This window comes from Stenotrophomonas sp. KH_052, assembly GCF_057838755.1.
This window is the reverse complement of sequence record NZ_CM174475.1, coordinates 4,657,917-4,680,889: the sequence shown is the minus strand read 5'-3', so window position 1 is coordinate 4,680,889 and position 22,973 is coordinate 4,657,917. Positions and strand designations below refer to the sequence as shown.

The following is a 22,973-nucleotide window of genomic DNA, read 5'->3' as shown; positions in this document are numbered from 1 at the left end:
TCCTCCAGGGGAAACGAGCACGATGCACAGACACCACCTCGCGTTGGCCGCAGCGTTGGCCAGCCTGATGCTTGCCGGTTGCAGCCAGTCACCATCACCCGGCGCCGAAGGCGCCAGCGATGCACCCAGCCGCCATTTCGGCACGATCGACTTCCAGCCCTGCACGCTGTCTACAGAAGGCGCCAGCGCCAACGTGGAAGCGCAGTGCGCCGCCCTGCAGGTGCCGGAGAACCGGGCCCAGCCCGATGGCCGACGTATCGGCCTGCGCATTGCCTGGCTGGAATCGGGCAGCAGCGGCTCCAGCCAGCCCGACCCGGTGTTCTTCCTGGCCGGTGGCCCCGGCCAGGCGGCCAGCGAAGTGGCGGTCATCGTCGATACCGCGCTGCGCCAGGTGCGCAAGCAGCGTGATGTGTTCCTGATCGACCAGCGCGGCACCGGCGGCTCCAACCCCCTCAGCTGCCTTGGCGCGGATGGCAAGGAACTGGCCATGGACGAGGATGCCGCACCCACTGAAGCGTCGCTGCGCGCCTACGCCGAGCGCTGCGCCGCTTCGCTGCAGGGGCGCGCCGATGCGCGCTTCTACACCACCACCGAGGCGATTGCTGATCTGGATGCAGTGCGTGCGGCGCTCGGTGTGAACCAGCTCAACCTGGTCGGCGGCTCCTACGGTACCCGCGTGGCCCAGCGCTATGCCGGCGCCTACCCGCAACACACCCGCAGCATCGTCATCGATGGCGTAGTGCCCAATGAACTGGTGGTGGGCGGTGACTTCGCCACGACGTTCGAGGATGCGATCGCCCTGCAGTCGGCGCAGTGCCGCAAGGATGCCGCCTGCAGCAAACGCTTCCCGACCGACACCCGCGCGCAGCTGCGCAGCGTGGTCGAGACCCTGCGCCGTGCGCCGGTCTCGGTGGAGTATCGCGACCCCGGCACCAACCAGACCCGACAGGATGTGTTGAGTCCGGACAGCGTGATCGGCCTGGCGTTCGCCTTCTCCTATGTGCCGCAGTATTCCTCGCTGCTGCCGCTGGTTCTCGATGAAGCCGCGCACGGCCGCTACGCACCGCTGGCGTCGCTGGCACGCGGTGCGAACCGCAGCATGGATTTCCAGATCAATCGTGGCATGCAGTGGTCGGTGATCTGCAGCGAGGATGCGCCGCGCTATAAGGCGCCTGCCGAGGACCCGGAGCGACTGTTCGGCAACGACGTGGCCAGTGCCTTCTTCGCGGCCTGCCCGGTATGGCCGCACCAGCCGGCGCCAGCCGCCAATGCCATGCCGCTGCGCAGTGACGTACCGGCGCTGCTGCTGTCCGGTGAACTCGACCCGGTGACACCGCCGCGCTACGCCGAGCAGGTCCTCAAGGGCCTGCCCAATGGCCGTGCACTGGTCGCCCGCGGCCAGGGCCACGGCACGCTGAGTGCCGGCTGCATGCCGCGCCTGCTCGGCCAGTTCATCGACAAGACCGATGCCAAGGCGCTGGATGCCGGCTGCCTGGACACGCTGAGCTATGTGCCGGCGTTCACCTCGTTCAACGGATGGGAACCATGATCGTCGCCGACAACCTGCACAAGGCCTTCGACACCCGTACCGGCCGCATCCAGGCGGTGTCCAACGTCGGCTTCCGCGCCGAGGATGGCCGCATCACCGGCCTGCTGGGCCCCAATGGTGCCGGCAAGACCACCACCATGCGCATGCTGTACACGCTGATGACCCCCGACCAGGGCAGCATCAGCGTCGATGGCATCGACGCGGCGCGCAATCCAGTGGAAGTACGCCGCCACCTTGGCGTGCTGCCCGATGCGCGCGGCGTCTACAAGCGCCTGACCGCGCGCGAGAACATCGCCTACTTCGGCGAGCTGCATGGCCTGTCGGCCGAGCGCATCCGCGAACGCATCGAAGTGCTGTCGCATGCACTGGACATGGGTGACATCCTCGACCGCCAGACCGATGGCTTCTCGCAGGGCCAGCGTACCAAGACCGCGATCGCCCGCGCGCTGGTGCACGACCCGCGCAACGTCATTCTTGATGAACCCACCAACGGCCTGGACGTGATGACCACGCGCGCGCTGCGCCGTTTCCTGCTGGGCCTGCGCGAAGAGGGCCGCTGCGTGATCCTGTCCAGCCACATCATGCAGGAGGTCGCCGCGCTGTGCGACCACATCGTGATCATCGCCAAAGGCACGGTGATGGCGGACGGCAGCGCCGATGAACTGCGCGCGCAGGCCGGCGAACCCAACCTGGAAGACGCGTTCGTGAAACTGATCGGCAGCGAAGAGGGCCTGCACGCATGAGCATGATGTCGACCCTGATGACGGTGATGCGCAAGGAACTGCGCGATCTTTCCCGTGATCGCCGCACGCTGCTGCTGACCCTGCTGTTTGGGCCGCTGCTGTACCCGGTGCTGCTGCTGGGCATGGGCAAGCTGGCCGAGAGCCGGGTACGCACCCAGATCGAGCAACCGCTGCAGATTCCCACCATCGGTGCGGACAACGCCCCCAATCTGGTGCGTTTCCTCGCCGCGCAGGGGCTCAATACCGCACCGGCGCCGAAGGACCTGGCCGAGGCCATCCGCAGCCAGGAGATCGACGTGGCGCTGCGCATCAGCGATGACTTCGGCAAGGACTGGGCCGATGGCAAGCCGGCGCTGGTGGAGGTGATCAAGGACAGTACCCGTCGTGCCGCCGAAGTGCCCAGCGCACGTCTGGAGGCGGCACTGGTCACCTACAACGGCCAGGTCGGCGCGCTGCGCCTGATGGCGCGTGGCATCGACGCGCAGGTGGCGCGGCCGCTGGACGTGGCACGCCAGGACCTGGCCAGTGCCGAGGCCAAGCGCGGCATGATCCTGTCGATGCTGCTGCCGGTGCTGCTCACGCTGACCTCGTTCATCGGCGGCGCCTATCTGGTGATGGATGCCACCGCCGGCGAGCGCGAGCGGCAGTCACTGGAACCGCTGCTGGCCACGCCCGGCTCGCGCAGCGCGATCGTCAGCGGCAAGATCGCGGCTGCCTGCGTGGTCGGCTTCGTGTCGTTGCTGCTGACCCTGGTGGCGTTCAAGGTGAGCGCGCAGATCGCGCCTGGCAACATCGGCCGCCAGTTCAACATGAACGTTGCCTCGATGCTGCAGATGCTGCTGGTGATGCTGCCGATGCTGATGATCGGCACCTCGCTGCTGACCTTCCTGTCGGCCGCGGCCAAAAGCATGAAGGAAGCGCAGAGCCACATGACCTGGCTGATGCTGTTGCCGATGATGCCCGGCTACGCGCTGGTGGCCTATCCGCTGAAGAGCGAGCTGTGGCAGTACGCCGTGCCGTTCCTGTCGCAGAACCAGATGCTGTTGAAGGTGATCCGCCACGAGACCATCACGCCGTCGGTCTGGGCCATCTATCTCGGTGCCAGCCTCGGCCTGGCCGCACTGCTGTGGTTCGCCGCGGTGCGCCGCTACCACAACGAGCGCCTGGCGATCTCCGGCTGACCGGAAAAAGGGGACGGAGGGGATTAAGTCGTTTCTGCCTCTCCCATCCCCGCCTTTCGGGGGCGTCCCCGCTTGCGCAGCACCACCGGTCGCCCCAGTGTTTCTTCCACCATTTGCAAGTACGTCGCATTTCCCAATGGATGTTGCGCAGTACTGTGGGCGCGGATTGCAGGCAGGTCGGCGGACGCATTCAGATCCCGCAGGAACTGCGCATAGAGCGTCGTCCGCTGTCGCTTGGTCGGGGCCAGTGCCTGAAAGGCGGGATGTTCCGTCAGCATCGGATCATCGCGGCGCTGCAGGTTTCCATGCACGCTCGACCATGGGTGATCTTCCGCATGGGCTGCCATGCCTGCGCGAACGGGATTGAGTTCGATGTAGCGATAGACGCTGAGCAAGTAGGCATCACTGTCCACCATCGAAGAATGGAATCGGCCCTGCCAGAGAGGTCCGCTGCGCTCATGCCGCTGATTGAACGCCTGGACATAGTTGTTGCCCTGCATCCGCATCGCGTTGGCCAAGCCGACCTGAGTGGAGGGTGTGGTCAATAGATGGACGTGATTGCCCATCAGTACGTATGCGTGCAGCGCGACATGGTGTTTCAGGAAGGCGCCGTGCAACAGATGCAGAAACAACTGGCGGTCTATATCGTCAACGAAGATCGCCCCCTTGTTCACTCCGCGCTGGGTTACATGGTAAGGCTGGCCGGCCAGCATCAGGCGTGCTTGTCGAGGCATGGGAGCTCACGGGTCCGAGGAGCAACCAGCGTGCCGCGGCTGTAACTGCGGAGGGCATCAGGCGATGCCGCGAGATGGTGTGGGGTAGGGCAGAAGCGACTTAATCCCCTCCGTCCCCTTTTCCATACCTTGCAGGCGTCACCCCCATCTCGCGCTTGAACACGGCGATGAAGGCACTGGGTGTGTCGTAGCCCATGGACAGCGCGACGCTGATCACCGGCTCGCCGGACAGCAGGCGTGGCAGTGCCAGCAGCACCCGCAGGCGTTGCCGCCATTGACTCAGCGTCATGTGGGTCTCGGCCAGCCAATGGCGCGCCAGGCTGCGGCTGGACAGACCGCTGCGGGTGGCCCAGTCCTCGATGCTGCGGTTGTCGTGCGGTGCGCGCGCCAGTGCGGCGGCGATCTTCTGCAGTCGCCGGTCACGTGGTTGTGGCAGGGCAAGCGGCAGAGGCGTGCTGGCGGCAATCTCATCGGCGATCACACCGGCCAGTCGTGCCTGCGCAGCATCCAGCGGCCGATGGGGCCATCGCAGCGCACGTATTGTCGCCGCCTGCAGCAGTGCATTGGGCTGGAAAATGCGCGGTGTGGAGGGCAGACCCAGGCAGGCCTCGGCGTTGAAGTACAGGCTCCAGCCATCGAACCCGTCTGCGCTCAGCAGCGCGTGAGGCAGCAAGGGCGGTATCCAGGCGACGTGACCTGCGGGCAGCAGCCAGTGTAGGTCGTCGGCGGCGATCCGCAGCAGCCCCTGCTGTGCACCCAGCAGCTGGCCGCGTGCATGCTGGTGGCGGGCCGTGCGACGCATACCGTGCTGGCGCAGCCGGGCCGCCAGCACCACCGGTCCGTCGGCGGCATCGGCCAACGCGGGGTCGAGTAATACGGTGGTTGTCTGATCTGCCATATCGATTGGCAGTTATACGGCAGAAACGTCGCGTCCGGGCCCCGACACTGGAGCCAACTTCAACGGAGCGCTTCCCTATGCAGCCACAGGACATCCTCCCCGATCACCAGAACGACGTGCAGGTGAACGGCCTCACCGTACGCAAGGGCAGCGTTGGCGCGTTCCTGGCCAGTGTCCGCGACTGGCAGGACCCGGCCAGTGATCCCACCCTCCGTACCACCGCCGAGGCCGACCTGCGCGCACTGTTGCCGGGTCTGCATGCGCTGGGCCTGTTCCAGGTGCTGGCCGCGCGGGATCCGGGGCTGCAACGCCTGATCGACGGCGTCTGCTGAAACGGCCAAGGCCCGGACATGCCGGGCCTTGGCGTCATTGAGGTGGCAGAAACGACTTAATCCCCTCCGTCCCTTTTTTGCGGTCAGCCGCCCGGTGCGAATACCAGGGTGCGGCGGGTGGTGACCGGCGCGTTGACCGGCTCGAAGCGCCAGCGCTTGACCGCGTTCAGTGCTTCGCGGTCGAAGACGCGGCCGGGTGTCGCGCGCAGCACTCGGGCGTTGACTACCGAGCCGTCGGTGCCGACGGTGATCTCCACCAGCACTTCGCCGGAGGTCCCGGCGCGCAGTGCCTCGGCCGGATAGCGCGGTGCCGGCGTGCTGACCGGGCGCAGGCTCGGTGCCGCCGCTGCCGTGGCCTGGCGTGCGGCACTGGCCTGCTGGGCGGCCGCTTGCTGCTGCTTCTGCTCGGCCTCGCGGCGGGCGGTGGCCTGGCGCTCGGCTTCCTGGCGCTCGCTGTCGCGGCGCGCGGCGTCCTGTTGCGCGGCAATCTGCTTGGCCGCATCGGCTTCCTTGGCGCGCTGCTCGGTCAGGCGCTGCTGTTCGGCCTGCTGCTTGGTCCGGTCTTCGGCGTCCTTCTTTGCCTTCTCGGCTTCGGTCTCGGTGCGCTTGGCCGCGTTCTCCACGCCCTTGGCCAGGCCTTCCTTCAGGCGCGGCAGGGCGGGGGCGGAGGCGTCCACCTTTTCGATCAGCGCCACCAGGCGCTGCGCTTCGGGGTAGTCCTCACGGCCGAGGTGCTGCTCGGCGGCGATCAGGGTGTAGGGCAGCAGATCGGTCAGCGCGCTCTTCACCGAGGCGTCGTCCGGCGTCTTGTCGCGCAGCGCCAGATAGTACTCGATGGCGTTGTCGCCGGCCGGTGCATACATGCGGTTCTCGCGCAGCGCCTGGCTGGCCGATTCGCGCAGCTGTTCGGTGCCCATCGACTGCACCTTGGCGGCGACCACCGGTGCTGTCGATGTAGCCGCGGCGGGCGTCGTGGCGGGTGCGGGCGCCGGGGTTTCTTCCTTGCCCGAGCAGGCGGCCAGTGCCAGTGCCAGGGCAACCGGCAGCCACCGGCGCGCGGCGGTGATCGTTGAGACGTGCGACATCCTGCTCCCCTCTAGAAGACGACGTGACGTAAATCATTGATATGCATGGCCGGGACCAGCGGTCCGGGCGCGGCAGGGTGACGTTTCCCGACGCCACCGCCGGCACAACGGCGAGGGAGCAATCTAGCATCCCGGCCACCGCCGCGTACAAGGGCGATGGCCGGAACAGGGCAGCGGCAATGCGTCGCTGGTGGCCGTTACATCAGTGGTCGTGCGCCTTGTCGTGCGCCTTGCTGTGGCTGTTGGACATCAGCTTGTCGGTCCAGGCGATGCCGATCGCCGACAGGATGAACACGCAGTGGATGATGGTCTGCCACAGCACGCCGTCCGGGGTCAGCATCGAGCAGCGGGCGACACCGATGTTGGCGGCGGCCACGCTCATCTGCTCCGGCGTGCACAGCGGAATGCCACCCAGCGCACCACTGGCGATGAAGGTCTTCAACAGGTGGATCGAGGAGATGCCGATGATCGCCATCGCCAGCTTCACCTTCAGCACGCTGGCGTTGACGTGGCTCAGCCATTCCGGCTGGTCCGGGTGGCCTTCCAGGCGCAGGCGCGAGACGAAGGTCTCGTAGCCACCCACGATCACCATCACCAGCAGGTTGGAGATCATCACCACGTCGATCAGGCCCAGCACGATCAGCATGATCTGCTGTTCACCCATGGAGGCCGAATGCGAGATCAGGTGCCACAGTTCCTTGCCGAACAGGAACACATAGACGCACTGCGCCACGATCAGGCCCAGGTACAGCGGCAGCTGCAGCCAGCGCGAGGCGAAGATCAGCGTGGACAGCGGGGAGAGCGGCGGGCGGTTTGCACTCATGCGGAGGATGCTGCGTTGCGGGGGAGAGGCGAGGTTACCGGCCCGCCGTGACGGTGCCAACCCAACTCTCGCACTAGACTTCAGGTTCCTTTCCGCACCCCGAGCCGCCGCCATGATCGACCTGTATTACTGGCCCACCCCGAACGGCCACAAAGTGACCCTGCTGCTGGAAGAAGCCGGCCTGGAATACCGCATCCACCCGGTCAACATCGGCTCGGGCGACCAGTTCAAGCCGGAATTCCTCGCCATCTCGCCCAACAACAAGATGCCGGCCATCGTCGACCATGCCCCGGCCGATGGCGGCACCCCGCAGAGCGTGTTCGAGTCCGGCGCGATCCTGCTGTACCTGGCCGAGAAGACCGGCCGGTTCCTGCCCAGCGACCCGCGCGGCCGCGTCACCACCCTGGAATGGCTGTTCTGGCAGATGGCTGGCCTGGGCCCGATGAGCGGCCAGATGGGCCACTTCAATGTGTACGCGCCGGAAAAGATCCCCTACGCGGTCGAGCGCTACGACAACGAAGTACGCCGCCTGCACGGGGTGATGGACAAGCGCCTGGCCCAGCACGCCTTCCTGGCCGGCGATGACTACACCATTGCCGACATGGCCAGCTACCCGTGGATCGGCGCCTACGACAAGCTGCCGGTGGATTTCGCCGCGTTCCCGAACCTCAAGCGCTGGCACGACGCCATCGCCGCACGCCCGGCGACCCAGCGCGCCTATGCCCTGCGTGAGCAGGTGAACCCCAACGCCGGCAAGCCGCTCAGCGACGAAGAGCGCAAGCACCTGTTCGGCCAGCGTTGACCCAGGACGGTGGTCCAGGGGTCGGATCCCTTTGCAGCCAAAGGGCTCTGACCCCAGCAGCGCAGCATGGGCAGAAGGTCATGCTGCCTTCCCGCACGGGCTTGGTTAGGATGGGGGACGACCGCCCTGCACCCACCGGGGGCGGACCTGCCGTTTGCCGGGACCCTTCATGCGCCACCTGTTCGCTTCGCTCGCCCTCATGCTCGCCACCAGTACTGCCGCCCACGCTGAAAAGCTGACCCTGGAAGCCATCACCGGCCCGCTGCCGCTGTCCGGCCCGACCCTGATGAAGCCGAAGGTCGCTCCCGACGGTTCGCAGGTCAGCTTCCTGCGCGGCAAGGACAGCGACCGCAACCAGCTGGACCTGTGGACCTACGACATCGGCAGCGGCCAGACCCGCCTGCTGGTGGATTCGAAGGTGGTGCTGCCCGGCACCGAGACCCTCAGCGACGAGGAGAAGGCCCGTCGTGAGCGCCAGCGCATCGCCGCGATGACCGGCATCGTCGATTACCAGTGGTCGCCCGACGCGCAGCGCCTGCTGTTTCCGCTCGGCGGCGAGCTGTACCTGTACGACCTCAAGCAGCAGGGCCAGGCGGCGGTACGTCAGCTGACCCACGGTGAAGGTTTCGCCACCGACGCCAAGCTGTCGCCCAAGGGCGGTTTCGTCAGCTTCATCCGCGGCCGCAACCTGTGGGTGATCGACCTGGCCAGTGGCAAGCAGCTGCAGCTGACCCGCGACGGCAGCACCACCATCGGCAACGGCGTGGCCGAGTTCGTCGCCGACGAGGAGATGGACCGCCACACCGGTTACTGGTGGGCGCCGGACGATTCGGCCATCGCCTTCGCCCGCATCGACGAGGCACCGGTGCCGGTGCAGAAGCGCTACGAGGTCTACGCCGACCGCACCGACGTGATCGAGCAGCGTTACCCGGCCGCGGGCGACGCCAACGTGCGCGTGCAGCTGGGCGTGATCGCACCGGCCGCCGATGCGCAGCCGCGCTGGGTCGACCTGGGCAAGGAACAGGACATCTATCTGGCTCGTGTCGATTGGCGCGATGCGCAGCACCTGAGCTTCCAGCGCCAGTCGCGCGACCAGAGGCAGCTGGACCTGGTGGAAGTGGCGCTCGATTCCAACCGCCAGCGCGTGCTCGTCCACGAGACCAGCCCGACCTGGGTGCCGCTGCACAACAGCCTGCGTTTCCTCGATGACGGCAGCGTGCTGTGGTCGTCCGAGCGCACCGGTTTCCAGCATCTGTACCGCATCGACAGCAAGGGCAAGGCCACTGCGCTGACCCACGGCAACTGGCCGGTGGACGAACTGCTGGCGGTCGATGAGAAGGCCGGCAAGGCCTACTTCCGCGCCGGCATCGAGACCTCGCGCGAAAGCCAGATCTATGCGGTGTCGCTGCAGGGCGGTGAGCCGCAGCGCCTGTCCAAGGCGCCGGGCATGCACAGCGCCAGCTTCGCCCGCAATGCCAGCGTCTATGTCGACAGCTGGTCCAACAGCACCACGCCGCCGCAGATCGAGCTGTTCCGCGCCAATGGCGAGAAGATAGCCACCCTGCTCGAGAACGATCTGGCGGACCCGAAGCATCCCTATGCGCGTTACCGCGATGCACAGCGCCCGATCGAGTTCGGCACGCTGACCGCGGCCGACGGCAAGACCCCGCTCAACTACAGCCTGATCAAGCCGGCCGGCTTCGATCCGAACAAGCGCTACCCGGTGGCGGTGTACGTCTACGGTGGCCCGGCCAGCCAGACCGTCACCGACAGCTGGCCCGGCCGTGGTGACCACCTGTTCAACCAGTACCTGGCCCAGCAGGGCTACGTGGTGTTCTCGCTGGACAACCGCGGCACCCCGCGCCGTGGCCGTGACTTCGGGGGCGCGTTGTACGGCAAGCAGGGCACGGTGGAAGTGACCGACCAGCTGCGCGGCGTGACCTGGCTGAAGCAGCAATCGTGGGTGGACCCGGCGCGCATCGGCGTGCAGGGTTGGTCCAACGGTGGCTACATGACCCTGATGCTGCTGGCCAAGGCCTCGAACCAGTACGCCTGTGGCGTGGCCGGTGCGCCGGTGACCGACTGGGGCCTGTACGACAGCCACTACACCGAACGCTACATGGACCTGCCGGCGCGCAACGAAGCGGGTTACCGCGAAGCGCGCGTGCTGACCCATATCGAAGGCCTGCGCTCGCCGCTGCTGCTGATCCACGGCATGGCCGATGACAACGTACTGTTCACCAACTCGACCAGCCTGATGAGTGCGCTGCAGAAGCGTGCACAGCCGTTCGAACTGATGACCTATCCGGGCGCCAAGCATGGCCTGTCCGGTGCCGATGCGCTGCATCGCTACCGCGTCGCCGAAGCCTTCCTGGGACGTTGCCTGAAGCCTTGATTGCCAGCCGGGAAGGAGCCCGCCGATGACCCTGCCACCGCCGATTCCCGCCCATGGCCAGAGGCCTGCCAGCTGGTGGTGCCGACACTGGCGCTGGGCGATGCCGTTGACGGTGGTGCTGGTGCTGGGCGCGGTGGGGGGCGTGGTGACCTGGAGCGTGCTGCGCTGGAGCGAGGCGGCACGCGAGAGCCCACCGATGCGCGAAGCACTGCGCCGCGCCGGTTGCAGCATCGAACTGGTGGAAGCCTTCGGCGAGCCGCTGCGCACCGGATCGATGCCACTGGGCAGCATGCAGACCGCGATCAACGGCCAGCGTGATGTTGGCCTGACCGTGGCCCTTGAAGGACCGCATGCGCATGGTCGGTTGTTCGTGAAGGGCACCCGCAGCGATGACGTATGGGATTACCCGGTGATGTACGTGCTGGGGGAAGACAAGCAGACCTTCGACCTGACCGCGCTTGATGACGACGAGGCCGCACAGGAGTGCGAACTGCAGGCCTGCCGCGAGCGTGGCGACTGCCCACTCACTGCCGTGCTGTGACCTTCGGTCACGCGACCGGGTAAGGGCGACCATGTAGAGTCGACTGTTAGTCGACTGCTCTCCACAAGACGCCTGAAAACCCCGCGCTGCGCGCGATAGTCGACTGACAGTCGACTCTACCCATCAGCCGCGCCGTGACCTCCCGCCGATTGTCGCCGCCGCCCTGAGCGCGTAACTTGCGGGCAACCCTTTGCTGGAGTGTCCCATGAAGCCGATCGCGTTGGCCGTTGCCCTGGCCCTGACTGCCGCCCCGTTGCTGTCCGCACCGCCGGCCCTGGCCGCGCCGGCTGCCAAGGCCGCGACTCCCGCCAGCCCTGCCTGGGTCGCCCGCAGCAATGCACTGGCGCAGATCCTGCTCGATGCACAGGGCCCGTTCCAGCCGGAGGAAACCGGCTTCTTCGGCGTTCCCGGCTACGACGACAAGGTGGCCGACCTCGGCCCGGACAACGGCAAGCGCTACCGCGCCGCGATGGCCAAGGCCCGCGACGAACTGAAGGCGAAGCTGGCCACCGAGCAGGATCCCAATGTCCGCCAGGACCTGGAGATCATGATCCACGCCGCCAGCCAGAACATCGAAGGCAGCGAGCTCAACGAGAAGTACCTGCTGCCCTGGAGCGACGCGCCGCAGACGGTGTTCAGCGGCCTCAACCTGCTGCTGTCCGACCAGGTGCCGGCCGAGCGCCGGGCCAAGGCGATCGACCGCCTCAAGGCCTATGCCGGCCTGCAGCCCGGCGGCACCGCGTTCACCACGCTGGCGCGCCAGCGCTATGAAGAGCACTTGAAGGACAGCAGCCTGCTGCAGCCGACGAAGATCGAAGTGCAGCAGTCGCTGGACAACGTCGAGACCTACATCACCGGCATCGAGTCGCTGCTGAAGAAGTACCAGATCGCCGGTGCCGACGAGGCGATGAAGACCCTGGCCGGGCAGATGAAGGACTACGCTGCCTGGACCCGCAAGGAGGTGCTGCCGAAGGCGCGTACCGATGCACGCCTGCCGGCACCGTTGTACGCGTACCAGCTCAAGCAGGTCGGCATCGACATCGACCCGAAGCTGCTGATGCAGCGCGCGCAGCTGGAATTCATGGAAACCCGCTCGGCGATGCAGCAGCTGGCGCCGCTGGTGGTGAAGGACAAGGGCCTGAAGGTAGCCGACCCGAGCGACCCGGTGGCGGTGATCCGCGCGCTGAAGGCCGACAAGATCGCCGACGATCATCTGGAAGGCCACTACCGCAAGGTGATCGACGCGATCGATCCGCTGATCCGTGAGCACGCCATCGTCGACGTGCCCAAGCGCGCCATGCAGATGCGCCTGGGTTCGGCCGCCGAGAGCGCCGCCAGCCCGGCGCCGCACTTCCTGCCGGCGCCGCTGGTCAACAACACCGGGCAGCAGGGCACCTTCGTGCTGCCGCTGGGCAACCCGGCGGCGGGCCCGGGCGCGCAGTACGACGACTTCAACTTCGGTGCGGCGGCGTGGACGCTGAGCGCGCATGAAGGCCGTCCCGGCCACGAACTGCAGTTCACCGCGATGGTCGAGCGCGGCATTTCGCTGGCGCGCACCATGTTCGCGTTCAATTCGGTGAACGTGGAAGGCTGGGCGCTGTACGCCGAAGCCGAGATGGTGCCGTACGAGCCGCTGGACGGTCAGATGATCGCCCTGCAGTTCCGCCTGCTGCGTGCCGCGCGCGCGATGCTCGACCCGATGCTCAACCTTGGCCTGACCGATCGTGCCAATGGCGAGCGCGTGCTGATGGAGCAGGTCGGCCTGTCCAAGGCGATGGCCACCCAGGAGCTGGACCGCTACATGGTGCGCATGCCGGGCCAGGCCGGAAGCTACTTCTACGGCTACACCCGCATCCTGGAACTGCGCATGCAGACCGAGCTGGCACTGGGCGCGAAGTTCGACCGCCTGGCGTTCAACAACTTCCTGCTCGACCAGGGCCTGCTGCCGCCGGACCAGCTGGCCGACGCGGTGAACAAGGTGTTCGTGCCGAAGTACCAGAAAAAATAACGGTAGCGCCGGGCCATGCCCGGCGACATCTGGTTTTTTCCGCTGCGCTCGCCGGGCATGGCCCGGCGCTACCCGCGTTGACGCTGCTGCGTCAACGCTGCGGTGTGATCACCTGTGTCGGCAATCGCGCGGGCGGTGCCGGATTCGGCACCCAGATCGCGACGCCGGCGGCGCGCTTCTGCGTGGTCGGAATGCCGATGCCGACGCCTCCGCCGACATGCGAGCCGAACGTGCCGGCGCCGACCGACATGCCCACCGGCGAACCGCTGCTGCCCACGCCCATCAACACGACACCGTTGGCGCCCAGCGCCGCAGCCTCACGTTTCAGGCGGGCCACGGCGGCATCGGTCTGGCCCTGGGTGCCGAAGCCCACCGCAGACGCTGATTCCAGCTGTGCGATTTCCTGCGAGCCGGCCGGTGGCGTCGAATAGATCTGCACCAGCGCCGGATCGATCGGGGCGCGGGCGCGGCCCAGCATCACCTTGGAGGTACTGGCGCAGCCAGCGGCGACCAGCAGGATGGCCGCCAACGCGGCCCAACGGATGTTCATGGCACGACCCCTGTAGGACTGGTTGCGATCATCGGCGGGCCACTCTGAATCGGCGCCAACACCCGGGCCAGGGCACGCACGGCAGCACGCTAGCACGGTGCGGGTGACAGCCCTGCCAATGGCAGTAGGCGGCGACAGCGGGAACGTCTATGGTTGGGGCAGGAACCAACTGCGGGAGAGCGGCATGGGTGTGATCAGTCTGTTGTGGGGCGTACTGGCGCTGTTGTGGATGATCCTGGCGCTGATTCCGCTGCTGGGCTGGGGCAACTGGTTCCTGATCCCGTTTGCCGCCGTCGGCGCGGTGATCGCCGCGCTGGGCATCCTGTTCACCCATCCGACCAAGCGTGGGCGGGCCTGGGCCGGGCTGGTGCTGAACGGCATCGTGGTGGTGGTTGGCATCCTGCGCCTGGGCCTGGGCGGCGGCGTGGTCTGATCCCGGGCCGGGGTGCGACAGGGCGTCGCAGGCGCACGGCCCGTGGCCGGGCAGGGGCGTACAATGGATGGCTGCGCGAGCCCCCCGCGTGCCTGTGAATCCGCGCCCGGCGCGGCTGCCCCATGATCATCCGACCCCGTCCCCACGGCTGGCAACTGCTGTACATCCTGCGCGGCTCGATCGTCAAAGCGATCGCGCCGAAGGTGCTGGCCATCCTGATCCTGTCCATCGCCGTGGCCGCGGTGGTGGAACTGGCACCGCCGACCGGCATCGAGCGCGTCTCGGTCACGCCGTTCACCCTGCTCGGCCTGGTGCTGTCGATCTTCCTCAGCTTCCGCAACAGCGCCTGCTACGAGCGCTGGTGGGAAGGCCGCAAGCTGTGGGGCCAGCTGGTCTACGAATCGCGATCGCTGGCCCGCCAGGTGAACCTGCTGCTGGCCGATGACACCGGCCGTCGTCGCCGCATCGCCTACCTCACCACGGCCTTCGCCCATGCCCTGGCCGGTCGCCTGCGCGGGCGTATCGTCGCCCTGGTAGCGTTGCCGTGGCTGGACAAGCGCCAGCGCGAACAGCTGGGCCAGCGCGAGAACGTGCCCGACGCGCTGTTGTCGATGATCGCCGCCGAGCTGGCGCAGGCACTGCGCAGCGGTGAGCTGGACCCGATCCTCTACACCCAGCTGGAAGAACGCCTGCACGCGATGTCGTCGATCCAGGCCGGCTGCGAGCGCATTCTCACCACGCCGCTGCCGTTCGCTTACACCCTGCTGCTGCACCGCTGTGCGTGGATGTTCTGCGTGCTGCTGCCGTTCGGCCTGGCCAGTTCGCTGGGCTGGGGCACGCCGGTGCTGTCGGCGGTGTTGGCCTATGCCTTCTTCGGCCTGGACCAGCTGGGCGAAGAAATGGAAGACCCGTTCGGCCTGGAGCCGAACGACCTGCCGCTGGACGCGCTGGTGCGCACGATCGAGATCGACCAGCTCGACGCGCTCGGCGAACGCCCCTTGCCCGAACCCCTGCTGCCGCAGGGCTACCTGTTGCAATAGCCACTCCTCGGAGCCTGCCATGTCTCATCCGCTTTACCGCCCGCGCCGCATGCGCCACGACGAGTTCTCGCGCCGCCTGATGCGCGAGAACACGCTGACCACCGACGACCTGATCTACCCGGTGTTCGTGCACGAACTGGCTGGCCGCACCGCAGTGCCGTCGATGCCGGGCGTGGAGCGTCTGTCCATCGAAGAGCTGCTGAAGGTGGCCGAAGAGGCGCTGGAGCTGGGCATTCCGGTGATCGACCTGTTCCCGGTGATCGACCCGTCGCTGAAGTCGCTGGACGCGTCGGCGGCGTGGGCCGAGGACGGCCTGGCACAGCGTGCGATCCGCGCGCTGAAGTCGCGCTTCCCGGAGCTGGGGGTGATGACCGACGTGGCGCTGGACCCGTACACCACGCATGGCCAGGACGGCATCATCGACGACAAGGGCTATGTGCTGAACGGCATCACCGTCGAGGCGCTGGTCAAGCAGTCGGTATCGCACGCCGAAGCCGGTGTCGACATCGTTTCGCCCTCGGACATGATGGACGGCCGCATCGGCGCGATCCGCCGTGCGCTGGATGCCGACAACCACATCAACGTGCGCATCATGGCGTACTCGGCCAAGTACGCCTCGGCGTTCTACGGCCCGTTCCGCGATGCGGTGGGCAGTGCGGCCAGCCTCGGCAAGGCCGACAAGAAGACCTACCAGATGGATCCGGCCAACGGCGACGAGGCCCTGCGCGAGATCGCGCTGGACCTGGAAGAGGGTGCTGACATGGTGATGGTCAAGCCGGGCATGCCGTACCTGGACCTGGTGCGCCGGGTGAAGGAAACGTTCGGCGTGCCGACCTTCGCCTACCAGGTGAGCGGCGAGTACGCGATGATGAAAGCCGCCTTCGCCAATGGCTGGCTGGACGAGCGCGCCTGCGTGCTGGAGTCGCTGCTGGGCTTCAAGCGGGCCGGCGCCGATGGCGTGCTGACCTATTTCGCGCCGCAGGTGGCGCGATGGCTGCGCGAGCGCTGACAATAGCGCCACGATAGACGGAGGATTACGCGATGGGCCCCGAACTGGGATGGATGCAATGGCTGATCTGGGGCATCGGTACGCTGGTGTTCGGCGCCATCATCGTCGGTGTCTTCATCGCTGCCTGGCGGGCCGGCAAGCGCCCGCCGGAGCAGCTCTCCGCCGCCCGCCACGTGGCCCGTGAACAGGCCCTGCCGGACAGCGTGCAGGCCGAACTGGCCGCGTTGAACCAGCGCAAGGACAATGGCCAGCTGAGCGAGGTGGAGTACGAGCAGCAGCGCGCCAAGGTGTTGTCGCGCTGACGGGTGGGTGCCAACCTTGGTTGGCGTTCGCCGTCACCGTGCGCCCGGTAGGCACCCGGCCACCGCCACCACCTTCGGCACCGCCAACCGGTACACGTCCACGCCACCGGCACGCGGTGCCTTCGCCGCACTGCTGGCGACCATCATCTCGCCCGGCTTGGCGTTGTCGATCACCGGCGCGCCGGTCCAGCCGCTGGCCTGGTTGAACGACAGCCCCAATGGCTGCAGCGCCGCACCGGTCCACGCGCAGCCGCTGCTCCACACCTGCGTGGTCGTGCCGTTGCCGCGGCTGAACACCACGGCGCCGTCATGCCCCAGCCAGTCGCCATCGGTCTCGTCGTCGGCGCTGTTCAACGCGCTCAGTGCGCTGGCCGGGCCACGCAGTCCCTGCGCATCCAGCGTCGCCACGAACAGGTCCCAGCCGGCGCCACGGCCCTGCTGGCGGGCAAACAACAGCTGCCTGCCATCCGCGCTCAGGGCCGGCCCACGCTCTTCCCGGCGGCCCGCGTCGCCCGCCAGCAGCTGCGCGGTACCCAGTCGGCCATCGGTGGCGAGAGCGGCCCGATACAGCGCCAGCTTGCCCTCGCGGCCGGCCGCGAACAGCAGCCAGCGGCCGTCGCGGCTGAAGTAGGGATCATGGGCCTCACCGGCCACGCCTACCGGCAAGGCCTGCGCCTGCTGCCAGCGGCCGGCCACCACGCGCGCCTCCCACAGGCCCCAACCGGCTTCGCCACGGCGGGCGAAGACGATGCGCTGGCCATCGGCACTGATCGTGGCGCGGCCCTCGTCGGCGCGGGTCGAGACCACGCCCATGCCTTCGATGCCGTACTCGTTCAACGCCATCGCCACGGGGGCAGAGAGTAGACTGGCGGCAAGCACCAGCAGGGGCGGGGTGATGCGCATCATCCGGGTCCGTGCACGAAAGAGCACCAGTCTAGCCAGCTTGAGGATTCCATGACCGACCGTTACGCCGTCTTCGGACACCCCGTTGCCCACTCGAAGTCGCCGCAGATCCATGCCACGTTCGGTCGCCAGGAAGGCATCGCGGTGGATTACCGCGCGATCGACCTGGCCCCGGATGCGTTCCTGGCCGGCCTGGAAGCCTTCGCCGCCGACGGTGGTGTCGGCGCCAACGTCACCTCGCCGCACAAGGAAGCCGCGTTCTCGGTGTGCACCACGCTGACCGCACGTGCGCGCCGCGCCGGTTCGGTCAACACGCTGCTGCGCAAGGGCGACCGCTGGCACGGTGACACCACCGACGGCATCGGCCTGGTGCGCGACCTGACCGACCGCCACGGCCTGGACCTGCGTGGCCGCCGCATGCTGCTGATCGGTGCCGGTGGCTCCGCGCGCAGCGTCGCTCCGGCCTTCCTCGATGCTGGAATCACCGAACTGGTGGTGGTCAACCGTACGCCGGAACGCGCCGATGAACTGATCGACGCCATGGGCGAGCCGGGCCGCGCGATCAGCCGCTACTGGGAAGACCTGCGCGAGCTGGGCGACTTCGAGCTGATCGTCAACGCCACCTCGGCCGGCCGCGACCGCGACGTTGAGTTCAAGCTGCCACTGTCGCTGGTCAACTCGATGACCACCGCCGTCGACCTGAACTACGGCGAGGCCGCCATCGCCTTCCTGGCCTGGGCGCGCGCAGCGAACTGCCGCAATACCGTGGACGGCCTGGGCATGCTGGTCGAGCAGGCCGCCGAGAGCTTCCTGCAGTGGCACGGTGTGCGCCCGCAGACCGACGAGGTCTACCAGACGCTGCGGCAGGGTGCCGCCGTGCTTGCCGGCGAGGACTGATCGATGGACAACACGACCCTGATGGTGACGGTGCTGAGCATCGTGGGCGTGCGCCTGCCGGTGCTGATCGCACTGTGCGTGGGCCTGGTCTGGGTGGTCGGCGCACCACGCGATGCCACCCGCACAGGCGCCCTGGTCGGTCTGGTGCTGTTGCTGCTGTCCAGCCTCGGCGGCATGGCCGCCGGCATCCTGCCGATGTGGTTGATCAACAGCGGCAACTTCGACGCCATCTCGGGCATGAGTGCCATCCTTGGCGTGCTGCACTTCGCGCTGGCGATGGTCGAGGCCATCGGCGTGGTGCTGCTGGTGTGGGCGCTGGTGCGCCTGCTGCGTACCCGCACGATCCCGGCGTCCTGACCGGTCGCGCCGGGCCATGCCCGGCGTATCTGGCCCATGAGCGGTCCGGCCATCGGACCGTGACCGCCGCCTGGCGTCGTCGCTGGCCCGTTCAGGGTGCCAGCGACGGTGAACGTGGCCGGCCATGCGACAATGACCGGCCTGATCCAGCCACGGTACTTCCCGGCGTGACCGAAACCGTCGCCGCTCCGCGCACGCTCGATGACCCCTTGAAGGACGCGATCCGCAAGGCGTACACGACGCTGCAGGCCAATACGCCCGGCTTCTCCACCCGCCGCTCGCAGAGCCAGATGATCGGCGTGGTGTCGCGTGCGTTGTCGAAAAGCGGTGGCGTCGGTGTGGTCGAAGCGCCCACCGGCGTCGGCAAGAGCCTGGGCTACCTCACCGCAGGCGTACCGATCGCGCTGGCCAGCAAGAAGAAGCTGGTGATCAGCACCGGTACCGTGGCGCTGCAGTCGCAGCTGGTCGAGCGCGACATTCCGAATTTCCTGAAAGCCACCGGCCTGGAAGCGACCGTCGCGCTGGCCAAGGGCCGTACCCGCTACCTGTGCACGCGCAACGCTGCCGAAGCGCAGGGCGAGGGTTCCCAGGGCGGCATGTTCGAGGATGACGCGCCCTTGTTCGACCGGCCGCTGGCGCCGATCGAGATGGACATCGCCAAGCGCCTGACCGATGCCTTCACCGGCGGCAGCTGGGATGGCGACATCGACAACGCGCCGGAGACCATCAGCCCCGGCCTGCGCAGCCGCATCACCACGCCGGCCTCGGGCTGTGCCGGGCGCCGCTGTGCCTATTCGGCGCAGTGCGCGGTGCTGCGTTCGCGCAACACGGTGCGTGACGCACAGATCGTGGTCACCAACCACGCGCTGCTGCTGTCGGCGCTGTCGATCGGCGACAGCGACAACGGCCAGCCGTTGATCGCGCCGCCGTCGGACATGCTGCTGGTGCTGGACGAAGGTCATCACATCGGCAACGTGGCGATCGACCAGGGCGCGGCCAGCCTGGCGCTGGACGAGATGGCCAAGCGCACCGGTCGCCTGCAGATCCTGATTGCCGGCGCCTACCGCGCGGTCGACAAGGATCGCCTGGGCAACCTGCTGCCCAACGAAGCGATCGACGTGGCCAGCAACGTCGCCAAGCAGCTGCGCGCGTTCCGCGACCACATCGAACGGGTATGGATGCCGGCACCGGCCGATGAAGAGCCGATGTGGCGCGCGGCCAACGGCCGCCTGCCCGAGGCCTGGCGCGAGCCGATCGAAGCGCTGGCCGACGACACCCGCAGCCTCTACAACTGGGCGCATGCCGCCACCGCGCAGGTGGCCAAGGGCAAGCAGGACGATGCCGCGCGCGAGCGCCTGCAGCGCAACCTGGGCATGGCGCTGGAAATGATCGAGCAGCAGTACAACCTGTGGCAGGCGTGGCGCCGCGAAGACAAGGACGGCGCGCCGCCGATGGCACGCTGGGTCACCGCCACCCGCGACGGCGATCTGGTGCTGCACGGCTCGCCGGTGTCGGCCGCGCACGTGCTGCGCAAGCTGCTGTGGGATGAAGTGGATTCGGTGGTGATGACCTCGGCGACGTTGACCGGCGGTGGCGATTTCCAGTCGCTGGCGATCGACAACGGCATTCCCGAAGAGGCCGAGATGGTCTCGCTGTCATCGCCGTTCGACCTGCCCAACCAGGCCGAGCTGATCGTGCCGAAGTTCCCGGTCACGCCGGACGACCGCGAAGGCCATCCGCGCGAAGTGGCGCGCTACCTCGACACCGAACTGGACTGGGCCAAGGGCTCGATGGTGTTGTTCACCTCGCGCTGGAAGATGGAGAAGGTGGCCGGGCTGATGTCGGCCGCGCGCCGCAAGCAGGTGCTGGTGCAGGGCGAGATGTCCAAGACCCGGCTGATCGACGAGCACCTGCGCCGCGTGGCGGCGGGCGAGGGTTCGGTGCTGTTCGGCCTGAACTCGTTCGGCGAAGGCCTCGACCTGCCCGGCGAAGCCTGCACCACGGTGGTGATCACCCAGGTGCCGTTCGCGGTGCCGACCGATCCGCAGACCGCCACCCTCAGCGAGTGGTTCGAAGGGCGCGGGCTCAATGCCTTCAACCTGATCGCCATTCCGCACGCGCTGCGCACGCTGACCCAGTTCGCCGGCCGTTTGATCCGCACCTCCACCGACACCGGGCGCGTGGTCATCCTCGATTCGCGGCTGCTGACCCGCCGCTACGGCAAGCGCATCATCGACGCACTGCCGCCGTTCAAGCGTGTGATCGGCTGACCTCTGGTAGCGCCGGGCCATGCCCGGCGAGCGCGAAGCGCGGCTGTGTCAGGCGTCAGGAACATCGGATCGAAAAGCCGCCGGGCATGGCCCGGCGCTACCTAATCGCCCAGCAGCGCGGTGTTGCGTACGGCGCCCTTGTCGGCGCTGGTGGCGAGCAGGGCGTAGGCTTTCAACGCGCTGGTGACCTTGCGCGGGCGCGGTGCACGCGGTTTCCAGCCACGCGCATCGGCGTCGGCGCGGCGCTGGGCCAGCGTGGCGTCATCCAGCAGCAGATCGATGCGGCGCGCCGGGATGTCGATGCGGATGCGGTCGCCATCTTCCACCAGGCCGATCGTGCCGCCGCTGGCGGCTTCCGGAGAGGCGTGGCCGATCGACAGTCCCGAGGTGCCGCCGGAGAAACGGCCATCGGTGAGCAGTGCGCACTGCTTGCCCAGCCCCTTCGATTTCAGGTAGCTGGTCGGGTACAGCATTTCCTGCATGCCGGGGCCGCCCTTCGGGCCTTCGTAGCGGATGACCACCACATCGCCGGCCTTCACCTCGTCGGCGAGGATGCCGGCCACGGCCGCGTCCTGGCTTTCGTAGACGCGCGCGTTGCCTTCGAACACGTGGATCGACTCGTCCACGCCGGCGGTCTTCACCACGCAGCCGTCCACCGCCAGGTTGCCACGCAGCACGGCCAGGCCGCCTTCGGCCGAATAGGCGTGCTCGACGCTGCGGATGCAGCCCTCGGCACGGTCCACGTCCAGCGTCGGCCAGCGTGTGGCCTGGCTGAAGGCCACCTGGGTGGGGATGCCGGCCGGGCCGGCACGGAAGAAGTCCTGCACGCTCGAGTCGCTGCTGACCGCCACGTCCCAGCGTGCGATGGCATCGGCCAGGCTGCGGCTGTGCACGGTCGGCACACTGGTATCCAGCAGTCCACCGCGCGCCAGTTCACCGAGGATGCCGTACACGCCGCCCGCGCGGTGCACGTCTTCCATGTGGTACTTGGGCGTGTTCGGCGCCACCTTGCACAGCTGCGGTACGCGCCGCGACAACGCGTCGATATGGGTCAGGTCGAAGTCCACCTCCGCTTCCTGCGCGGCCGCCAGCAGGTGCAGGATGGTATTGGTGGACCCGCCCATGGCGATGTCCAGGGTCATTGCGTTGGCGAACGCGGCCTGGGTGGCGATGCCACGCGGCAGCGCAGTCGGGTCTTCGCCGCCATACCAGCGGTGGCACAGCTCGACGATCAGGCGGCCGGCGCGCAGGAACAGCTGCTCGCGGTCGGCGTGGGTGGCCAGCGTGGAGCCGTTGCCGGGCAACGACAGGCCCAGTGCTTCGGTCAGGCAGTTCATCGAGTTGGCGGTGAACATGCCCGAGCAGGAACCGCAGGTCGGGCAGGCACTGCGCTCGAACTCGGCCACTTTTTCGTCGCTGGCGCTTTCGTCGGCGGCGATCACCATCGCATCGACCAGGTCCAGCTTGTGCTCGGACAGTTTGGTCTTGCCCGCTTCCATCGGCCCGCCGGAGACGAACACCACCGGGATGTTGAGGCGCAGCGCAGCCATCAGCATGCCGGGGGTGATCTTGTCGCAGTTGGAAATGCACACCAGCGCATCGGCGCAGTGCGCATTGGCCATGTACTCCACCGAGTCGGCGATGATTTCGCGGCTGGGCAGCGAGTACAGCATGCCGTCGTGACCCATGGCGATGCCATCGTCCACGGCGATCGTGTTGAATTCCTTGGCGACGCCGCCGACTTTTTCGATCTCGCGCGCGACCAGTTGGCCGAGGTCCTTCAGGTGCACGTGGCCGGGCACGAACTGGGTGAAGGAGTTGGCGATGGCGATGATCGGCTTGTGGAAGTCGCCGTCCTTCATGCCGGTGGCGCGCCACAGGGCGCGGGCGCCGGCCATGTTGCGGCCGGCGGTGGAGGTACGGGAACGGTATTCGGGCATGGCTGGCGGAACGGGCGGGCCGTACGACGTGGGGGTCGCCTGATCATGGACAATTTTTTCGGTTGCTGCTGCAACCACCGGAGGTGGTCTGGCCGGGCTGCGCCCGGCACCCGCGGTAGTGCCAGCCGCTGGCCGGCAACCTCAACAGCAGCAGCTGGGCTATCCGTGGGATCGCGGGGTG

General features: G+C 67.7%; 22 protein-coding genes. 15 read left to right on the top strand and 7 right to left on the bottom strand.

From position 1 onward, the window contains the following. Positions 1–22 precede the first annotated feature (22 nt). The 3 genes from AC3ITW_RS21370 to AC3ITW_RS21360 are packed head-to-tail and all read left to right on the top strand — an operon-like array spanning position 23 to position 3,473. Entirely contained in the window at positions 23–1,549 is a 1,527-nt protein-coding gene (locus AC3ITW_RS21370; protein WP_100435432.1) for an alpha/beta hydrolase, read from the top strand. Beyond that, positions 1,546–2,292 (top strand): ABC transporter ATP-binding protein, encoded by a 747-nt coding sequence (locus tag AC3ITW_RS21365; RefSeq protein WP_100435431.1) that lies wholly within the window; start codon positions 1,546–1,548, stop codon positions 2,290–2,292. The genes AC3ITW_RS21370 and AC3ITW_RS21365 overlap by 4 nt, the downstream gene beginning before the upstream one ends. After that, positions 2,289–3,473 carry an ABC transporter permease gene (locus tag AC3ITW_RS21360; RefSeq protein ID WP_100435430.1) on the top strand — a complete coding sequence of 395 codons (1,185 nt, stop codon included), beginning with the start codon at positions 2,289–2,291 and terminating at the stop codon, positions 3,471–3,473. The genes AC3ITW_RS21365 and AC3ITW_RS21360 overlap by 4 nt, the downstream gene beginning before the upstream one ends. 23 nt (positions 3,474–3,496) lie before the next feature. Here AC3ITW_RS21360 and AC3ITW_RS21355 read toward each other — a convergent pair whose 3' ends face one another. Together AC3ITW_RS21355 and AC3ITW_RS21350 are read right to left on the bottom strand one after the other, a co-directional pair. Then, on the bottom strand, positions 3,497–4,207 hold the full coding sequence (locus tag AC3ITW_RS21355; RefSeq protein ID WP_100435429.1) for a transposase: 711 nt from the start codon (positions 4,205–4,207) through the stop codon (positions 3,497–3,499). Positions 4,208–4,307: 100 nt separating this feature from the next. After that, positions 4,308–5,105: an AraC family transcriptional regulator gene (locus tag AC3ITW_RS21350; RefSeq protein ID WP_012512431.1), complete on the bottom strand. Its 798-nt coding sequence runs from the start codon at positions 5,103–5,105 to the stop codon at positions 4,308–4,310. Between the two features lie 77 nt (positions 5,106–5,182). Here AC3ITW_RS21350 and AC3ITW_RS21345 point away from each other — a divergent pair, with 77 nt between their 5' ends. Next, positions 5,183–5,437, top strand: a complete 255-nt coding sequence (locus AC3ITW_RS21345; RefSeq protein ID WP_100435428.1) for a hypothetical protein — start codon at positions 5,183–5,185, stop codon at positions 5,435–5,437. An 83-nt stretch (positions 5,438–5,520) separates the two neighbouring features. Here AC3ITW_RS21345 and AC3ITW_RS21340 read toward each other — a convergent pair whose 3' ends face one another. Continuing rightward, positions 5,521–6,522 (bottom strand): energy transducer TonB, encoded by a 1,002-nt coding sequence (locus AC3ITW_RS21340; RefSeq protein WP_100435427.1) that lies wholly within the window; start codon positions 6,520–6,522, stop codon positions 5,521–5,523. Between the two features lie 202 nt (positions 6,523–6,724). Beyond that, on the bottom strand, positions 6,725–7,345 hold the full coding sequence (locus AC3ITW_RS21335) for a TIGR00645 family protein (protein WP_006400856.1): 621 nt from the start codon (positions 7,343–7,345) through the stop codon (positions 6,725–6,727). Between the two features lie 112 nt (positions 7,346–7,457). On the opposite strand from AC3ITW_RS21335, the gene AC3ITW_RS21330 reads away from it, so the two are divergent. The 4 genes from AC3ITW_RS21330 (at position 7,458) to AC3ITW_RS21315 (ending at position 13,091) form a co-directional block, all read left to right on the top strand. Then, complete coding sequence (locus tag AC3ITW_RS21330; RefSeq protein WP_489389920.1) at positions 7,458–8,147, top strand: glutathione binding-like protein; 690 nt, start codon at positions 7,458–7,460, stop codon at positions 8,145–8,147. 169 nt (positions 8,148–8,316) lie between these two features. Next, positions 8,317–10,542, top strand: coding sequence for a S9 family peptidase (locus AC3ITW_RS21325; RefSeq protein WP_489389919.1), 2,226 nt, complete (start codon positions 8,317–8,319; stop codon positions 10,540–10,542). A gap of 25 nt (positions 10,543–10,567) precedes the next feature. After that, positions 10,568–11,083 (top strand): cytochrome c oxidase assembly factor Coa1 family protein, encoded by a 516-nt coding sequence (locus AC3ITW_RS21320; protein WP_006400851.1) that lies wholly within the window; start codon positions 10,568–10,570, stop codon positions 11,081–11,083. Between the two features lie 205 nt (positions 11,084–11,288). After that, entirely contained in the window at positions 11,289–13,091 is a 1,803-nt protein-coding gene (locus AC3ITW_RS21315) for a DUF885 domain-containing protein (RefSeq protein ID WP_489389918.1), read from the top strand. A 91-nt stretch (positions 13,092–13,182) separates the two neighbouring features. Here AC3ITW_RS21315 and AC3ITW_RS21310 read toward each other — a convergent pair whose 3' ends face one another. Beyond that, positions 13,183–13,641 (bottom strand): hypothetical protein, encoded by a 459-nt coding sequence (locus tag AC3ITW_RS21310; RefSeq protein WP_010482223.1) that lies wholly within the window; start codon positions 13,639–13,641, stop codon positions 13,183–13,185. Between the two features lie 184 nt (positions 13,642–13,825). Between AC3ITW_RS21310 and AC3ITW_RS21305 the strand changes: the two genes are divergently transcribed. The 4 genes from AC3ITW_RS21305 (at position 13,826) to AC3ITW_RS21290 (ending at position 16,425) form a co-directional block, all read left to right on the top strand. Beyond that, complete coding sequence (locus AC3ITW_RS21305; RefSeq protein WP_012512426.1) at positions 13,826–14,074, top strand: hypothetical protein; 249 nt, start codon at positions 13,826–13,828, stop codon at positions 14,072–14,074. Between the two features lie 122 nt (positions 14,075–14,196). Beyond that, positions 14,197–15,114, top strand: a complete 918-nt coding sequence (locus tag AC3ITW_RS21300; RefSeq protein WP_012512425.1) for a bestrophin family protein — start codon at positions 14,197–14,199, stop codon at positions 15,112–15,114. Between the two features lie 19 nt (positions 15,115–15,133). Beyond that, the gene (gene hemB / locus AC3ITW_RS21295) at positions 15,134–16,123 is read left to right on the top strand and encodes a porphobilinogen synthase (RefSeq protein ID WP_489389917.1); all 990 of its coding nucleotides are present in this window, start codon (positions 15,134–15,136) and stop codon (positions 16,121–16,123) included. Positions 16,124–16,155: 32 nt separating this feature from the next. Further along, positions 16,156–16,425, top strand: a complete 270-nt coding sequence (locus tag AC3ITW_RS21290; protein ID WP_006400667.1) for a hypothetical protein — start codon at positions 16,156–16,158, stop codon at positions 16,423–16,425. A 33-nt stretch (positions 16,426–16,458) separates the two neighbouring features. On the opposite strand, the gene AC3ITW_RS21285 is transcribed toward AC3ITW_RS21290, so the two are convergent. Further along, positions 16,459–17,331 carry a TolB family protein gene (locus tag AC3ITW_RS21285; RefSeq protein ID WP_154354866.1) on the bottom strand — a complete coding sequence of 291 codons (873 nt, stop codon included), beginning with the start codon at positions 17,329–17,331 and terminating at the stop codon, positions 16,459–16,461. A 48-nt stretch (positions 17,332–17,379) separates the two neighbouring features. Here AC3ITW_RS21285 and aroE point away from each other — a divergent pair, with 48 nt between their 5' ends. From aroE to dinG, 3 genes are all read left to right on the top strand, one after another. Continuing rightward, positions 17,380–18,225 carry a shikimate dehydrogenase gene (gene aroE / locus AC3ITW_RS21280; protein ID WP_006400656.1) on the top strand — a complete coding sequence of 282 codons (846 nt, stop codon included), beginning with the start codon at positions 17,380–17,382 and terminating at the stop codon, positions 18,223–18,225. A 3-nt stretch (positions 18,226–18,228) separates the two neighbouring features. Beyond that, positions 18,229–18,582, top strand: coding sequence for a hypothetical protein (locus tag AC3ITW_RS21275; protein WP_006400655.1), 354 nt, complete (start codon positions 18,229–18,231; stop codon positions 18,580–18,582). Positions 18,583–18,749: 167 nt separating this feature from the next. Further along, complete coding sequence (gene dinG, locus AC3ITW_RS21270; protein ID WP_065723672.1) at positions 18,750–20,852, top strand: ATP-dependent DNA helicase DinG; 2,103 nt, start codon at positions 18,750–18,752, stop codon at positions 20,850–20,852. A 101-nt stretch (positions 20,853–20,953) separates the two neighbouring features. Here the strand turns inward: dinG and ilvD are convergent, their stop codons facing one another. Next, positions 20,954–22,792, bottom strand: a complete 1,839-nt coding sequence (ilvD, locus tag AC3ITW_RS21265; RefSeq protein WP_154354865.1) for a dihydroxy-acid dehydratase — start codon at positions 22,790–22,792, stop codon at positions 20,954–20,956. Positions 22,793–22,973 lie beyond the last annotated feature (181 nt).

Excerpts from the sequence above, each read along its gene's own strand:
- AC3ITW_RS21275 (WP_006400655.1), top strand. The coding sequence starts at position 18,229 with ATGGACAACACGACCCTGATGGTGACGGTGCTGAGCATCGTGGGCGTG.
- aroE (WP_006400656.1), top strand. The coding sequence starts at position 17,380 with ATGACCGACCGTTACGCCGTCTTCGGACACCCCGTTGCCCACTCGAAG.
- AC3ITW_RS21340 (WP_100435427.1), bottom strand. The coding sequence starts at position 6,522 with ATGTCGCACGTCTCAACGATCACCGCCGCGCGCCGGTGGCTGCCGGTT.
- ilvD (WP_154354865.1), bottom strand. The coding sequence starts at position 22,792 with ATGCCCGAATACCGTTCCCGTACCTCCACCGCCGGCCGCAACATGGCC.
- hemB (WP_489389917.1), top strand. The coding sequence starts at position 15,134 with ATGTCTCATCCGCTTTACCGCCCGCGCCGCATGCGCCACGACGAGTTC.
- AC3ITW_RS21330 (WP_489389920.1), top strand. The coding sequence starts at position 7,458 with ATGATCGACCTGTATTACTGGCCCACCCCGAACGGCCACAAAGTGACC.
- AC3ITW_RS21310 (WP_010482223.1), bottom strand. The coding sequence starts at position 13,641 with ATGAACATCCGTTGGGCCGCGTTGGCGGCCATCCTGCTGGTCGCCGCT.
- AC3ITW_RS21315 (WP_489389918.1), top strand. The coding sequence starts at position 11,289 with ATGAAGCCGATCGCGTTGGCCGTTGCCCTGGCCCTGACTGCCGCCCCG.
- AC3ITW_RS21335 (WP_006400856.1), bottom strand. The coding sequence starts at position 7,345 with ATGAGTGCAAACCGCCCGCCGCTCTCCCCGCTGTCCACGCTGATCTTC.
- AC3ITW_RS21300 (WP_012512425.1), top strand. The coding sequence starts at position 14,197 with ATGATCATCCGACCCCGTCCCCACGGCTGGCAACTGCTGTACATCCTG.
- AC3ITW_RS21285 (WP_154354866.1), bottom strand. The coding sequence starts at position 17,331 with ATGATGCGCATCACCCCGCCCCTGCTGGTGCTTGCCGCCAGTCTACTC.
- AC3ITW_RS21360 (WP_100435430.1), top strand. The coding sequence starts at position 2,289 with ATGAGCATGATGTCGACCCTGATGACGGTGATGCGCAAGGAACTGCGC.
- AC3ITW_RS21325 (WP_489389919.1), top strand. The coding sequence starts at position 8,317 with ATGCGCCACCTGTTCGCTTCGCTCGCCCTCATGCTCGCCACCAGTACT.
- AC3ITW_RS21345 (WP_100435428.1), top strand. The coding sequence starts at position 5,183 with ATGCAGCCACAGGACATCCTCCCCGATCACCAGAACGACGTGCAGGTG.
- AC3ITW_RS21350 (WP_012512431.1), bottom strand. The coding sequence starts at position 5,105 with ATGGCAGATCAGACAACCACCGTATTACTCGACCCCGCGTTGGCCGAT.
- AC3ITW_RS21370 (WP_100435432.1), top strand. The coding sequence starts at position 23 with ATGCACAGACACCACCTCGCGTTGGCCGCAGCGTTGGCCAGCCTGATG.
- AC3ITW_RS21290 (WP_006400667.1), top strand. The coding sequence starts at position 16,156 with ATGGGCCCCGAACTGGGATGGATGCAATGGCTGATCTGGGGCATCGGT.
- AC3ITW_RS21355 (WP_100435429.1), bottom strand. The coding sequence starts at position 4,207 with ATGCCTCGACAAGCACGCCTGATGCTGGCCGGCCAGCCTTACCATGTA.
- AC3ITW_RS21305 (WP_012512426.1), top strand. The coding sequence starts at position 13,826 with ATGGGTGTGATCAGTCTGTTGTGGGGCGTACTGGCGCTGTTGTGGATG.
- AC3ITW_RS21365 (WP_100435431.1), top strand. The coding sequence starts at position 1,546 with ATGATCGTCGCCGACAACCTGCACAAGGCCTTCGACACCCGTACCGGC.
- AC3ITW_RS21320 (WP_006400851.1), top strand. The coding sequence starts at position 10,568 with ATGACCCTGCCACCGCCGATTCCCGCCCATGGCCAGAGGCCTGCCAGC.